The sequence below is a fragment of the Serratia sp. 121840015-1 genome, assembly GCF_053627655.1.
Genome location: NZ_JBSEYF010000001.1, coordinates 257,286 through 271,850 on the forward strand (window position 1 = coordinate 257,286; position 14,565 = coordinate 271,850).

11 protein-coding genes and 4 tRNA genes are annotated in these 14,565 nt (G+C 62.6%); 6 read left to right on the forward strand and 9 right to left on the reverse strand.

The genetic code is table 11. The features are described from left to right. The first annotated feature begins 47 nt into the window (after positions 1-47). Both ACUXAC_RS01220 and eutC read left to right on the forward strand, forming a co-directional pair. Complete coding sequence (locus ACUXAC_RS01220; protein WP_343181830.1) at positions 48-1,433, forward strand: ethanolamine ammonia-lyase subunit EutB; 1,386 nt, start codon at positions 48-50, stop codon at positions 1,431-1,433. Next, a complete protein-coding gene (gene eutC / locus ACUXAC_RS01225; protein WP_084827315.1) occupies positions 1,430-2,221 on the forward strand; it encodes an ethanolamine ammonia-lyase subunit EutC in 792 nt (263 codons plus the stop codon). Before ACUXAC_RS01220 ends, eutC begins: the two co-directional genes overlap by 4 nt. On the opposite strand, the gene ACUXAC_RS01230 is transcribed toward eutC, so the two are convergent. Then, on the reverse strand, positions 2,200-3,102 hold the full coding sequence (locus ACUXAC_RS01230) for a LysR family transcriptional regulator (protein WP_060439281.1): 903 nt from the start codon (positions 3,100-3,102) through the stop codon (positions 2,200-2,202). The two genes, eutC and ACUXAC_RS01230, sit on opposite strands and share 22 nt — an antisense overlap. Positions 3,103-3,553: 451 nt before the next feature. On the opposite strand from ACUXAC_RS01230, the gene budA reads away from it, so the two are divergent. The 3 genes from budA to ACUXAC_RS01245 all read left to right on the forward strand — a co-directional run bounded on the left by budA (position 3,554) and on the right by ACUXAC_RS01245 (position 7,781). Then, on the forward strand, positions 3,554-4,333 hold the full coding sequence (budA, locus tag ACUXAC_RS01235) for an acetolactate decarboxylase (protein ID WP_033643951.1): 780 nt from the start codon (positions 3,554-3,556) through the stop codon (positions 4,331-4,333). Between the two features lie 32 nt (positions 4,334-4,365). Next, positions 4,366-6,051 carry an acetolactate synthase AlsS gene (gene alsS, locus ACUXAC_RS01240; protein ID WP_033635442.1) on the forward strand — a complete coding sequence of 562 codons (1,686 nt, stop codon included), beginning with the start codon at positions 4,366-4,368 and terminating at the stop codon, positions 6,049-6,051. Between the two features lie 143 nt (positions 6,052-6,194). After that, complete coding sequence (locus ACUXAC_RS01245) at positions 6,195-7,781, forward strand: ABC transporter substrate-binding protein (RefSeq protein WP_421115178.1); 1,587 nt, start codon at positions 6,195-6,197, stop codon at positions 7,779-7,781. A 28-nt stretch (positions 7,782-7,809) separates the two neighbouring features. On the opposite strand, the gene ACUXAC_RS01250 is transcribed toward ACUXAC_RS01245, so the two are convergent. From ACUXAC_RS01250 to ACUXAC_RS01285, 8 genes are all read right to left on the reverse strand, one after another. Further along, positions 7,810-8,616, reverse strand: coding sequence for an ABC transporter ATP-binding protein (locus tag ACUXAC_RS01250; protein ID WP_049272132.1), 807 nt, complete (start codon positions 8,614-8,616; stop codon positions 7,810-7,812). A gap of 17 nt (positions 8,617-8,633) precedes the next feature. Further along, positions 8,634-9,671, reverse strand: coding sequence for an iron-enterobactin ABC transporter permease (fepG, locus tag ACUXAC_RS01255; RefSeq protein ID WP_060419869.1), 1,038 nt, complete (start codon positions 9,669-9,671; stop codon positions 8,634-8,636). Then, positions 9,671-10,726, reverse strand: a complete 1,056-nt coding sequence (gene fepD / locus ACUXAC_RS01260) for a Fe(3+)-siderophore ABC transporter permease (protein ID WP_060439285.1) — start codon at positions 10,724-10,726, stop codon at positions 9,671-9,673. The genes fepG and fepD overlap by 1 nt, the downstream gene beginning before the upstream one ends. 214 nt (positions 10,727-10,940) lie before the next feature. Beyond that, positions 10,941-11,948 (reverse strand): Fe2+-enterobactin ABC transporter substrate-binding protein, encoded by a 1,008-nt coding sequence (gene fepB, locus ACUXAC_RS01265; RefSeq protein ID WP_060419877.1) that lies wholly within the window; start codon positions 11,946-11,948, stop codon positions 10,941-10,943. Positions 11,949-12,420: 472 nt separating this feature from the next. Beyond that, positions 12,421-12,496, reverse strand: a tRNA-Lys gene (locus tag ACUXAC_RS01270). A gap of 7 nt (positions 12,497-12,503) precedes the next feature. Next, positions 12,504-12,579 (reverse strand) — tRNA-Val (locus ACUXAC_RS01275). Positions 12,580-12,617: 38 nt separating this feature from the next. Then, positions 12,618-12,693: transfer RNA gene (locus ACUXAC_RS01280), tRNA-Val, on the reverse strand. A gap of 29 nt (positions 12,694-12,722) precedes the next feature. Further along, positions 12,723-12,798, reverse strand: a tRNA-Val gene (locus ACUXAC_RS01285). A gap of 294 nt (positions 12,799-13,092) precedes the next feature. Here ACUXAC_RS01285 and gltX point away from each other — a divergent pair. Then, entirely contained in the window at positions 13,093-14,508 is a 1,416-nt protein-coding gene (gene gltX / locus ACUXAC_RS01290; RefSeq protein ID WP_033643946.1) for a glutamate--tRNA ligase, read from the forward strand. Positions 14,509-14,565: the final 57 nt, after the last annotated feature.

Genomic DNA, 14,565 nt, shown 5'->3' on the forward strand with positions numbered 1-14,565 from the left:
CTTGGTGCAGGGCTGTTATCTCGTCACTCGGGGCAAGGGAGGGGGCTATGTATCAGGCAACGGTGGGCCAACGCGGCTATCGCTTTGGCGATCTGCGTCAGCTGATGGCGAAGGCTTCGCCGGCGCGTTCCGGCGATTATCTGGCGGAGGTGGCGGCGCAAAGCGCCGAAGAGCGTATGGCGGCGCGCATTGCGCTGGCGGACTTGCCGCTCAAGGCGTTCCTGCAGCAGGCGCTGGTGCCGTACGAAGAGGACGAGGTGACGCGCCTGATTATCGACGGCCACGATGCCGCCGCCTTTGAGCCCATCTCGCACCTCACGGTCGGTGATTTTCGCGATTGGTTGCTGAGCGAGCAGGCGGACAGCGCCATGCTGGCGCAGGTGGCGGCCGGTATCACGCCGGAGATGGCGGCGGCGGTGAGCAAGCTCATGCGCAATCAGGATCTGATCCTGGTGGCGAAGAAGTGCCGGGTGGTGACGCGCTTTCGCAATACGATCGGCCTGCCGGGCCACCTCAGCGTGCGGCTGCAGCCCAATCACCCGACCGACAGCCTGCAGGGCATCGCCGCCAGCATGCTGGACGGCCTGTTGTACGGCAGCGGCGATGCGGTGGTCGGCATCAATCCGGCCAGCGACAGCCTGCCGCTGCTGGAAAAGCTCAACTACATGCTGGACGACGTGATCCAGCGCTTCGCCATTCCCACCCAATCCTGCGTGCTGACCCACGTGACCAACACGCTGCGGCTGATAGAGCGCGGCGCGCCGGTGGATCTGGTGTTTCAGTCGATCGCCGGTACCGAAGCGGCCAATCGCGGCTTCGGCATCAGTTTGGCGCTGCTGGTGGAAGCGCAGCAGGCGGCGCTGAGCCTCAGGCGCGGCACACTGGGCGACAACGTGATGTATTTCGAAACCGGGCAGGGCAGCTGCCTGTCGGCCAACGCCCATCACGGCGTCGATCAGCAAACTTGCGAGGCGCGCGCCTATGCGGTGGCGCGCCATTTCTCGCCGCTGCTGATCAACACCGTGGTAGGGTTTATCGGCCCCGAATACCTGTATGACGGCAAGCAAATTATCCGCGCCGGGCTGGAGGACCACTTCTGCGGCAAGCTGCTCGGCCTGCCGCTGGGCTGCGACGTCTGCTACACCAACCATGCCGAAGCCGATCAGGACGACATGGACACGCTGCTGACGCTGTTGGCCGCCGCCGGGTTAACGTTCCTGATCGGCGTGCCGGGCGCGGACGACATCATGCTCAACTACCAAAGCACATCGTTCCATGACGCGCTCTATATCCGCGAACTGCTGGGGCTGAAGCACGCGCCGGAGTTCGCCGCCTGGCTGGCGGCGATGAACATTACCGACGAACGCGGACGGCTGCGCGACGCCGCCGCCAATCATCCGCTGTTGCTGGCGCTGCAGGGAGAACGCACATGAGCAAACCGGTTCACGCCAACAGCTGGGACGCGCTGCGCGCCTTTACCGATGCGCGCATCGCGCTGGGGCGCACCGGCGCCAGCCTGCCGACCGATGAGCTGCTGCGCTTCGGGCTGGCCCATGCCCAGGCGCGCGACGCGGTGCATCAACCTTTCGACAGCGAGCGGCTGGCGGCGGATCTGCACGATGCCGGTTGGCCCACGCTGGCGGTGCACAGCCAGGCCGCCGATCGCGCCGCCTATCTGCGCCGACCGGATCTGGGGCGGCGGTTGGCGTCGGACAGCCGCAGCCTGTTGCTCGGTTCGCCATCGCGCCGCGTCGATCTGCTGCTGATAGTGGCGGACGGCCTCTCCTCCAAGGCGGTGCACCGCCAGGCGCTGCCGCTGCTGCAGGCGCTGCGGCCCTATCTCGATTCGCTGGGGCTGACCGTCGCGCCGGTGGTGCTGGCGCATCAGGCGCGGGTGGCGCTGGGGGATGAGATCGGCGAATGCCTGCAGGCCCGGGCGGTGGCGGTTCTGATCGGCGAACGGCCGGGGCTGTCGTCGCCGGACAGCCTGGGCGTCTATTTGACCTGGGGGCCGAACGCGCGCAGAACGGACGCCGAGCGCAACTGTATCTCCAACGTGCGGCCCGAGGGGTTGGATTATCCGCAGGCGGCGTTCCGCCTGGCCTGGCTGCTGGAGCAGGCGTTCCTGCGGCGGCTGAGCGGCATCGAGCTGAAGGACGAGAGCGACAACCCGGCTTTGCACGGCCGGGTGACGCCGCTTTACCCCCAGCTGGGCGGTTGACCGATGGTTTGCTGCAGCAGGGCGGTGAAGGCCGCCAGCCGGGCGGACACCTTCGCCATCGGGCGCAGCAGATAGATGCCTTGCTGCTCATGGCGAGGATCTTCCAGCATTTGCACCAGCTGCCCGTGCTGCACGTCCGGCCCCACCACCCAGTTGGGCAGGAAGGCGATGCCGAGCCCGAGCAGCGCGGCCTGGCGCTGCGCGGTGAAGTCGTCGCAGCGCAGCGCCATGGTGCAGCGGCTCATCAGCGCCGCGTCGAGGATCTGCGCCCAGCAGGCCGGCTGCTGCTTGTGGTAGCGGGCGATCAGCCGATGCTGCGGCAGCGCCTCCAGATCGGCCGGCAGGCCATAGCGGGCGACGTAGGCGGGGCTGGCGCACATCACCCAGCGTTGGGTGGCGATGCGGCTGGCATACAGCGCGCTGTCCTTCTGTTCGCCGATGCGGATGGCGGCGTCGAGCCGTTCCTGCGTCGGATCGGTCAGACGTTCGGTCAGATCGAGGTCGACCGACAGCTGCGGGTAGCGTTCCGCCAGCGTCGGCAGCAGCGGCAGCACATAGGTTTTGCCGAAGGTCGGCAGGCAGCTGATGCGCAGCGTGCCCTGCGGCGTTTCGTTCAGCGCGCTCAGCTCGGCGCGAAGGCCGGTAATGTCCGTCATCAGCGCGGTGGCGCGCGTCAGCAGCAGCTCGCCGGCGTCGGTCAGCAGCAGGCCGCGGGTGGAGCGCACGAACAGCGCGGCGCCGAGCGCGCTTTCCAGGGCATCGATGTGGCGCACCAGCGAGGAGGGCACCATGCCCAGCCGGCGCGCGGCGGCGGAAAAGCTGCCCAGGCGGGCCACGTCGAGAAAAATTGGCAGATGTTCTACATAGCGGGCGTCATTCATTTTTGCATTATATGCAAAAGCGTTTCTTATGAATACCCGCTTCTCTGCCGACGGCGCGGCGGCTACTCTGGCTGCGGGTTGACGACGGGCTTCAAGGCCGTCCCATCCCGGCCGTATAGAGAGAAAACGTATAAACCTCGCGGCGCTTAGCACTAAATAGCAGATGTTTTTCCCAGGCTGCGCGAGCCGCCTGCGGAGTTGATTGTCGCTCCAACACCAGATTAACCGTTCAATTTGATAACCGGTTCAGTCTCAATGATTAGTAAGCCTTTACTTTATCTCATTCTGATCTGATACCTGGTTATCGGCCGGCCAGCCGTGCCGGTTTTTTTGTCGCCTTAGGCTGAATCGTTCCAACTGATGAACGCGCCTTGGGGGACATCTTGGCTCACCGTCGGTGGGCCTTTTGAACGCGCGGAACCGCGATCCCGCGCTGGTGGAGGAGTCAGTCATGAACGAAAAACACGGGTGTTCCTGTGCGCGCCATTTGGCGCAGGGTTTTGCCAGGCAGTCGATCAACGCCGGGGAGGGCGAAATCTATCAAATCTCGCTGATGAGCGCGCTCATCGACGGGGTTTACGAGGGGGAGACCACCATTGCCGAGCTGCTCAAGCACGGCGATTTCGGCCTTGGCACCTTCAATCACCTGGACGGCGAACTGATCGCCTTCGATCAGGAAATACACCAGCTGCGCGCCGACGGCAGCGCCCGGCCGGCCGGCCTGCAACAGAAAACCCCCTTCGCCGTCGTCACCTTTTTCCAGCCCAGCGTCAGCCAGCAATTCGACCGGCCAATCACCAAGGCGCAGCTGCACCAGTGCATCGACGAGCAGGTCGCCTCGCCGAACCTGTTTTGCGCGGTGCGGGTCGACGGCGAGTTCAGCCACGTGGAAACCCGTACCGTGCCTCGCCAGGAGCGGCCCTACCGCCCGATGCTGGAGGCGATAGAAGAGCAGCCGACCTTCTCGTTCCATCAGCGGCGCGGCACGCTGGTCGGTTTCCGCTCGCCGGATTACATGCAGGGCATCGGCGTGGCCGGCTATCACGAACACTTCGTTACCGACGACCGCAGCGGCGGCGGCCACGTGCTGGACTACCAGCTCGATCATGGCCGTCTGCAGTTCGGCGTCATCACGCGTCTCAATCTTCAGTTACCGCATGATGCGGATTTCTTGCGCGCCAACCTCTGCCCAGAGGATTTGGATCGCGCGATTCGTTCCGCCGAGGGCTAACCCCGGCGATCGTTTTCTTAGGAGGTGGAACCATGGCACAGGAAAAAACAGGCAATGACTGGCAATGCGGCGCCGATTTGGTGGTGAAAAACCTGGAAGCGCAGGGCGTCAAACACGTTTTCGGCATTCCGGGCGCCAAGATCGACCGGGTGTTCGACTCGCTGGAGGACGCGCCATCGATTGAAACGGTGGTGGTACGGCATGAGGCCAACGCGGCCTTTATGGCGGCGGCGGTCGGCCGCTTGACCGGTAAGGCCGGGGTGGCGCTGGTCACCTCCGGGCCGGGCAGTTCCAACCTGATCACCGGGCTGGCCACCGCCACTTCGGAAGGGGACGCGGTGGTGGCCTTCGGCGGGGCGGTGAAGCGCGCCGACAGCCTGAAACAGACGCACCAGAGCATGGATACCGTCAGCATGTTCCGGCCGGTGACCAAGTATTGCGCCGAAGTGCATGCCGGTTCGGCGATTTCCGAAGTGATCGCCAACGCCTTTCGCCGCGCCGAGTTCGGCCGGCCGGGGGCATCGTTCGTCAGCCTGCCGATGGATATCGTCAATGAACCGGTCAGCGCGCCGGTGCTGGCCGGCTGCCGCTTGCCGCGCATGGGGGCCGCCGCGGCGGACGACATTCAGGCGGCGGTGAAACTGATCCGCCAGGCCAAATGCCCGGTATTGCTGCTCGGCCTGCAGGCCAGCCGGCCGGAGAACAGCGAGGCGGTGCGCCATCTGCTGTACCGCACCCATATGCCGGTGGTCGGCACCTATCAGGCGGCGGGGGTGATCGACGTCAACCACTTCGCCCGTTTCGCCGGCCGCGTCGGCCTGTTCAACAACCAGCCGGCCGATCAGCTGTTGCAGAAGGCCGATCTGGTGGTGAGCGTCGGTTATGATCCGATCGAATACGATCCCTGCATGTGGAACAGCCACGGGCGGCTGAAACTGGTGCACATCGACGTGCTGCCGGCGGATATTGATACCTGCTATCGGCCGGACGTTGAGCTGGTGGGCAACATCAGCGCCACGCTGAACATGATGACCGAAACGTTCACTGAGGCGGTCTGCGTGCCGCCGGAGGTGGAGCTGATCCTCACCGATCTCGGCCGCCAGCGCACTGAACTGGCGGAGCGCGCCGCCCGCCGCGGCGGCATGCCGATCCACCCGCTGCGCATCGTCAAGGAGCTGCAGGACATCGTCAGCGACGACGTAACCCTGTGTGTGGACATGGGCAGTTTCCATATCTGGATCGCCCGCTACCTGTACAGCTTCCGCGCCCGCCAGCTATTGATCTCCAACGGCCAGCAAACCATGGGGGTGGCGCTGCCGTGGGCCATCGGCGCGGCGCTGGTGCGCCCCGGCGATAAAGTGGTGTCTATCTCCGGCGACGGCGGGTTCATGCAGTCGAGCATGGAGCTGGAGACTGCGGTGCGGCTGAAAAACAACATCGTGCACGTCATCTGGGTCGATAACGCCTACAACATGGTGGAGATGCAGGAAGTGAACAAATACCAGCGCAAATCCGGCGTGGAGTTCGGGCCGATTGATTTCAAGGCCTACGCGGAATCCTGCGGCGCGGTCGGTTTCGCCGTGCAGTCGGTGGACGATCTGCGGCCGATGCTGCGCAAGGCGATGGCGATCCAGGGGCCGGTGGTGGTGGCCATTCCGGTCGACTACGCCGACAACTATAAGCTGATGGCGCAGATGAACTTCAGCCAGATGATTTAATTTCATCATCATCGGGCGGTTTCACCGGGGCAGGCCGCTTGCGCGCCTGCCCGTTTTTATGCGCGGAATTTGTCCTTTACTTCGCTAACTGCATGATTTATTGCTATCCGTTGGGCTGTTTTTTCACCACTGGGGATAGCGCAATGAAAAGAAAAGCAATAACGATCGGGCTGCTGGCGTTGGCGATTGCCGGCGGCGCGCGGGCCAATACGCTGGTCTACTGTTCCGAAGGCTCGCCGGAAGGCTTCAACCCGCAGCTGTTCACCTCCGGCACCACGGTGGACGCCAGTTCGGCGGCGATCTACAACCGGCTGGTGGACTTCAAACCCGGTACCGTCGAGCTGCAACCCAGCCTGGCGGAAAGCTGGGAAGTGAGCGAGGACGGCAAGCGCTATACCTTCCACCTGCGCAAGGGCGTGGCATTCCAGAGCAATAAATATTTCACGCCTACCCGCGATTTCAACGCCGATGACGTCATCTTCTCGTTTATGCGACAAAAGGACGACAACAACCCGTATCACAAGGTCTCCAACGGCGCCTACACCAACTTCGAGTCGATGGAGTTCGGCACGCTGATCGACCGGATCGTCAAGGTGGACGATCACACCGTGCGCTTTGAGCTCTCCCGCGCCGAGGCGCCGTTCGTCGCCGATCTGGGCATGTACTTCGCCACTATTTTTTCGGCGGAATATGCCGACGCGATGCTGAAGGCCGGTACGCCGCAGCGGGTGGACAACGATCCGATAGGCACCGGGCCGTTCCAGCTGGTGCAGTACCAGAAGGACGCGAAAATCCTGTACAAGGCGTTCGACCGCTACTGGGAAGGCAAACCGAAGATCGATCGGCTGGTGTTTTCGATCACGCCGGATGCGACGGTGCGTTACGCCAAGCTGCAAAAGAACGAGTGCCAGGTGATGCCGTTCCCCAACCCGGCGGATCTGGCGCGCATGCGGCAGGACGGCAACCTTCAGGTGATGGAAAAATCCGGCTTGAATATCGGCTTCCTGGCGTTTAATACCCAGAAAAAACCGTTGGATAACGTCAAGGTACGCCAGGCGTTGGCGCTGGCGGTCAACAAGCCGGCGATCATCGAGGCGGTGTTCCACGGCGCCGGCCAGCCGGCCAAGAACCTGCTGCCGCCGACCCAGTGGGGCAGCAACGCGCAGCTTGAAGACTACCCGTATTCGCCGGAGCGGGCGAAGCAGCTGTTGCAGGAAGCCGGGCTGGGGCAGGGGTTTGACATCGATCTGTGGGCGATGCCGGTGCAGCGGCCCTATAACCCCAACGCCAAGCGCATGGCGGAGATGATCCAGGCCGACTGGGCCAAGATCGGCGTGCGCGCCAAAATCGTCACCTTCGAATGGGGCGAATATTTGCAGCGGATTAAAAACGGCGAGCACCAGACGGCGCTGATGGGCTGGACCACCGCCAACGGCGATCCGGACAACTTCTTCGGCCCGCTGTTCACCTGCGCTTCGCTCGGCGGCTCCAACTCGGCGAAATGGTGCTACAAACCGTTCGACCAGCTGATCCTGCAGGCGCGCGAGGAGAACGATCACGCCAAGCGGGTGGCGATGTACCAGCAGGCGCAGGTGATGATGCACGATCAGATGCCGGCGCTGATGATCGCGCACTCGACCATTTTCGAACCGGTGCGCAAGGAAGTGAAAGGCTACGAAATAGACCCGTTCGGCAAACACATCTTCAAGCAGGTGTCGCTGGAGAAGTAACGAAAAGGCCGGGGTAACCCGGCCTTTTTCATGCCTGCGGCGCGTCGCAGTGATAGCGGCCGCGCGGGATCACCAGCGGGGTGTGGGACAGCGGATCGTCGATGATCATGCACGGCATGCCGAACACCCGTTCCACCAGCTCGGCGGTGATGATTTCCGCCGGGTTCCCCTCCGCCACGATCTTGCCGTCGCGCATGGCGATGATGTGATCGGCATAGCGGCAGGCGTGGTTGAGATCGTGCAGCACCGCGATGAGGGTTTGGCCGTGCTCGCGGTTGAGCTGGCGGAACAGATCCAGCAGCTCGATTTGGTGCGCGATGTCCAGATAGGTGGTCGGTTCATCCAGCAGCAGCAGCGGCGTTTGCTGTGCCAACGCCATCGCCACCCAGACGCGTTGGCGCTGCCCGCCGGACAGCTCGTCGACGCTGCGGTCCGCCAACTGGCTGACGTTGGTGGCCGCCATGGCGGCTTCCACCGCCTGTTTGTCGGCCTGCGTCCACTGTTTCAGCAGGCTCTGGTGCGGATAGCGGCCGCGCGATACCAGGTCCGCCACGGTAATGCTGTCCGGTGCGATCGAAGTTTGCGGCAGCAGCCCAAGCTCGCGCGCCAGCGCCTTGGTGGCGAAGCTGCTGATGTTTTTGCCGTCCAGCATCACCTCGCCGGCGCTGGGTTTGAGCAGGCGGCACAGGGCGCGCAGCAGCGTCGATTTGCCGCAGGCGTTCGGCCCGACGATCACCGTGAAGGCGCCGTCGGGGATCGCCACGCTCAGATCGTCAGCGATGATTTTATTGTCGTAGCCCAGCTTCAGGTGCGAGGCGTGCAGGCGGTGGCTCATGGCGTTATCACTTTTCATTATCTGCGGGCCTCACGGATGAGCAGCCAAATCAGGTACAGGCCGCCGATGCAGACGGTCACGACCCCGACCGGCAGTTGGATCGGCGCAAAAAGATGTTGGGACACCACGTCGGCGCCGAGCAGCAGCGTCGCGCCCATCAGCGCCGAGGACGTCAGGGTGACCGAGGATTGTCCAGCCAGGCGGCGGGCGATCTGCGGCGCCGCCAGCGCGATAAAGGAAATCGGCCCGGCGGTGGCGGTGACGGCGGCGGTGAGGGTGACGCCGAACAGCATCAGCCACAGCCGGCTGCCTTCGGCGTTCACGCCCAGTGCGCGCGCCGTGTCGTCGCCCATTTCCAGCAGCTGCAGCCGTTTGCCCATCAGCAGCGCGGCCGCGGCCGCCAACACGATGAACGCCGTAGCGGGCTGGGCTTTCTGCCAGGTCATGCCGTTGAGTGAACCGGCCTGCCACATGGCGGCGTCCATGGCGCGCTCCAGCGAGGCGGTGATGATCAGCCAGGTATTGGTGGAGACCAGCACCGCGCTGATGGCGATGCCGACGATGATCAGCCGGAAGCCGGCGATGCCCTGGCGCCAGGCCAGCAGGTAGATGGCCAGCGCGGAGAGAATGCCGCCGGCCAGCGCACCGCCGGCGATGTAGTAATAGCCGCCGTTGAACAGGGTGATGGCGATCAGCGCGCCGGTGTAAGCCCCCATGTTAAAGCCAATCACGTCCGGGCTGCCGAGCGGGTTGCGGATAATCGACTGGAAGATGGCGCCGCTCATGCCGAGTGCGCCGCCTAACAGCAGCGCCATGGCGATACGCGGCAAGCGCCATTGGGTAACCACGGTGACCAGATTTTTCGGCGCCTCGCCGCTGAGCGCGGCAAAGACCTGTTCCAGCGAAAGCTGCAGCGTGCCGTAGCACAGCGCGGCAACGGCCATTGCCAGACACAACGCCAGCAGCGAAAGATTGACCAACAGCAGGCGCAGCGGCATGCGCCAGTTGATGACGCCGTCTGGGCGGCCGATATGCAACGTGTGGGGCAGACTCATCACAGACCCCCCAGCGTTTTCTTGCGGCGCACCAGCCAGATCAGCACCGGCGCGCCGATGAAGGCCGCCACGATGGAAACCCGCAGCTCACCGGCCGCCAGCAAACGGCCGACCACGTCGGCGCACAGCAGTAAAATCGGCGCCAGCAGCATGGAGTAGGGCAGGATCCAGCGCTGGTCGGGGCCGACCCACCAGCGGGCGATATGCGGCACCATCAGGCCGATGAAACTGATTGGGCCGACGGTGGCGGTCGCCGCACCGCACAGCAGCGTGATGGCGATCACCGCGACGACCTGAGTCAGCACCACGCGCGCGCCGAGCGCGATAGCCAGGTCTTCCCCCATGCCGATGGTATTCAGCGGCCGGGCGATGAGCAGCGTCAGCAGGCAGCCGAGCAAAATGGCGGGGGCGGTAACCGGCAGCGTGGACAGCGTGCGGATATCCAGCGTGCCGGCCTGCCAGAAGCGCAGTTGGTCGAAGGTTTGTGGATCGATCAGCGACAGCCCGGTGGTGATGCCGAGCAACACCGCGCCGATCGCCACGCCAGCCAGCGTCAGCCGCACCGGGTTGATGCGCCCGCCCGCCAGCGTGCCGATCAGGTAGACCAGCAGGGTGGTGAGGGCGGCACCGACGAAGGCGTAGGCCATATAGCTTTCGGTGGTGGCCGCGCCGAAAAACATGATGCCGATGACCACGGCGAAGCTGGCGCCGGCGTTGATGCCGAGCACGCCGGGATCGGCCAACGGATTGCGCGTCAACGCCTGAATCAGCGCGCCGGCGGCGCCGAGCGCCATGCCGGCCAAGATGCCCGCCAGCGTGCGGGGTACCCGGGCGTTGAGAATGATGGTGCTGTCGGAACCGCTCGCGGCGCCCTGCAGGCTGAGCCAGACGGTATGGAAGGGGATGGCTTTGGAACCCAGCATCAGGCTGGCAATGATGCACAGCAGCAACAGCGCCAAGCCGATACCGAACCCGGCGATGCGTTTGAAGCCACTGACGTAAGCTGCGTGCGGTGCGGACGAAAGCGTCCGCTCAGTCGGAGTGGGTACGTTCACACCGGTAACTCCTGTATGATTTTTATTCTCATTGTTATTTGCGTTCATGCGGGCGCTAATAGTAGCACGAGTTTACGCCCGCATGCACCCGCCGGTTGGTGGCGCAGGTGCGTTGACGATGTTAATAACTATTGATATTTCAATTGATTGAATGTGAACGGTTGCCCTGTTTATGGCAAACGTCGGCAGGAGGCTGGCCTGCCGACGGCGTGGTTCAGGGCTTTTTGAACAGCCGTTCGATTTGGTTCAGCATGTTGGTGGCGCTGTAGTAATCGAGACGGAAAGTGTCGTTGCCGACGGCGTAGACGTGCCGCTGTTCCACCGGCTCCAGATGTTTGAGGAACGGGTTGGTCAGCACCTCTTGCACTTTACGCTCGTTGGTGGCGAACAGGATCAGCGTTTTGCCGTTCAGGCCCTCGGCCATTTTTTCGCCGGAGATCTGGATGATGTCATGGCGTTTACCCATGCTGGCATTGCCTTTGGCGCTTTCCGGCGGGGTGGCCAGTTGGAAGCCGAGCTGGGTCAGCAGTTTGCCCTGGGCTGACCCCGGTGTCCACAGCATGGCCTCGCGGCCGTTGTCGGCATACACCAGCGGGGTGGTCGGCTGCGGCGGCAGCGCGATCGCCTGCTTCACTTGCTCCACGCGCTGTTCGAAACGATCTTCCGCCTGTTTGGCGCCGGCTTCATGGCCGGTGATCTCGCCGAGCTCGCTGGCCAGCTGTTGCCAGCTTTTGTCGCCATAATCGAGCACCAGCGTCGGCGCAATGGCGGACAGCTGATCATACAGTTTCAACGCCGAATCCCCGCCGGTTGCGGCGACGACGATCAAATCCGGCGCGGCGGCGGCGACGGCTTCGGCATTGGGCTCCACCTGATACAATCGTTCGACGTGGCGCTGTTTGGCTACCTCGCTCCACTGGGTAAAGAAGCCTTGTTTATCGGCCACCAGAGGGTTCGGGCTGGTGGCGCCGCTGGCGACCACCGGGGCGTCGATAGCCAGCAGCGTGCCGGTGATGGTGACGCTGGTGGACACGATGCGCTGCGGCGGTTTTTCCAGCGTGAACTTCCCTTTGGCGCTGTCGATGGTGCGCGGCCAACTGCTGTCGGCAGCGGGGGCGGACGGTTTCTGCCCGTCGCTCTTGTCGTCCGGGCCGCAGCCGCTGAGCAGCAGGCTGGAAGTGGCGATAAATGCAATGAACAGCTGGCGTAAGGATAGGGTCATGAGCGGGCTCTTTCTTTCCTTGAACTAAGGCGTATCAATCCGGCGGCGGATTGGCTGCGTGGTGGATGCCCGCTAATTTACCATTCAAGCCGCCAAAATGATAACCATTCGTATCTTAGCGTGTGGTGAATAGAGAGAATAAGAAGAAGGGGAAGTGAGTGCGGCAGAAACGAAAAAAGTGCCAAAAGGCGCTTTTTTCTGAATTGGTGGGTCGTGCAGGATTGATTCGGCCCGTGGCCTCACCCTGCGGGCAACGCTGCGCGTTGTCGTATCGCTGCGCGATGCTCGAACCTCTACGGCTATCCGCCTATTTCATAGCCGGCCCCTTCGGGCCAGCGCAAGCGCTGTTCAAAAGCATAAATGCTTTTGTCTTATCCTGCACGACTCGGTGAACTCTGTCGGCAAGAAGATTAAGTCGGGTTTAGGGGGGCGCAGAAACGAAAAAAGCGCCAAAAGGCGCTTTTCTCTGAATTGGTGGGTCGTGCAGGATTCGAACCTGCGACCAATTGATTAAAAGTCAACTGCTCTACCAACTGAGCTAACGACCCGCAGAAGTGGTGGGTGATGACGGGCTCGAACCGCCGACCCCCTCCGTGTAAAGGAGATGCTCTACCAACTGAGCTAATCACCCACTTCAGGACTTCCAGGTACTGCTAAACGAGAGAATGATGGTGGGTGATGACGGGCTCGAACCGCCGACCCCCTCCGTGTAAAGGAGATGCTCTACCAACTGAGCTAATCACCCTCATTCGTTCTCATTTTTACTCAACAAGATGGTGGGCGATGACGGGCTCGAACCGCCGACCCCCTCCGTGTAAAGGAGATGCTCTACCAACTGAGCTAATCGCCCCGTCTTGTTGGAGTCGCATTATAGGGATAGTTCAAAGTGAGTCAACGGTTTTTAAAATGATTTCAATCGTTCGCCGCAAATTTAGGCAGGGCGCGATAATTATCGCCAACGGCGCCGATTCTTTGCGCAACGCTATGCGAAACTCGCCGCAAAACGCGCGAAATCGACCGGTGCAATATCGTGTCGGCGTTGAGGAATTAGCGCGTGGTGATACAATGTCGTCCACTCTTTTTTCAATTCCGAGCAATCGTCGGCAACCGCCGACACGCGTTGCGTAATAAGGCAGTGAACCCAATGAAAATCAAAACCCGTTTTGCACCGAGCCCGACCGGCTATCTTCACGTCGGCGGCGCGCGTACCGCACTTTACTCCTGGTTGTTCAGCCGCCATGCGGGCGGTGAGTTCGTTCTGCGTATCGAAGATACCGATCTGGAACGCTCCACCCAGGACGCGATCGACGCAATTATGGATGGCATGAACTGGTTGAACCTGGATTGGGATGAAGGCCCGTATTTCCAGACCAAGCGTTTCGATCGTTACAACGCGGTCATCGACGAGATGCTGGAGCAGGGCACGGCCTATAAATGCTATTGCTCCAAGGAACGTCTGGAAGCGCTGCGCGAGAAGCAGATGGAAAACGGCGAAAAGCCGCGTTACGACGGCCACTGCCGCGACAGCCAGTGCAGCCACACCGACGACGAGCCGCACGTGGTGCGCTTCCGCAACCCGCAGGAAGGCTCGGTGATCTTCGACGACAAAATTCGCGGCCCGATCGAATTCAGCAACCAGGAGCTGGACGATCTGATCATCCGCCGCACCGACGGTTCGCCAACCTATAACTTCTGCGTCGTCGTCGATGACTGGGACATGGAAATCACCCATGTGATCCGCGGCGAAGACCACATCAACAACACCCCGCGCCAGATCAACATTCTCAAAGCGCTGGGCGCGCCGGTGCCGGAATACGCGCACGTGTCGATGATCCTCGGCGACGACGGTAAAAAGCTGTCCAAGCGTCACGGCGCCGTCGGCGTTATGCAGTACCGCGACGACGGCTATCTGCCGCAGGCGCTGCTGAACTATCTGGTGCGCCTGGGCTGGTCCCACGGCGATCAGGAGATCTTCTCCATCGATGAGATGAAAGAGTTCTTCACGCTGGAAGCGATCAACAAATCCGCCAGCGCGTTCAACACCGAGAAGCTGCAGTGGCTGAACCACCACTACATCAACCATATGCCGGCGGAAGAAGTGGCGGTGCATCTGGCATGGCACGTTGAGCAGCTGGGCATTGAAACCCGCAACGGGCCAGAGCTGAAAGACATCGTCAAACTGCTGGGCGAGCGTTGCAAAACGCTGAAAGAGATGGCGGAGTCCTGCCGTTACTTCTACGAAGACTTCAGCGAGTTCGACGCCGACGCGGCCAAGAAGCACCTGCGCCCGGTGGCGCGTCAGCCGCTGGAAGCGGTGCGCGCCAAGCTGGCCGCCATCACCGTCTGGACGCCGGAAAACGTGCACGACGCCATTCAGGGCACGGCGGATGAGCTGGGTGTCGGCATGGGTAAAGTCGGCATGCCGCTGCGCGTTGCGGTGACCGGCGCCGGCCAGTCGCCGGGCATGGACGTGACCGTGCATGCGATCGGCCAGAAGCGTTCGCTGCAGCGCATCGACATGGCGCTGGCTTACATCGCCGAGCGCGAAGCGCAAGCCTGATTCGCTGATACGTCATAAAGAAAAAGCCCCGTGGAGCGATCCCGGGGCTTTTTTCAT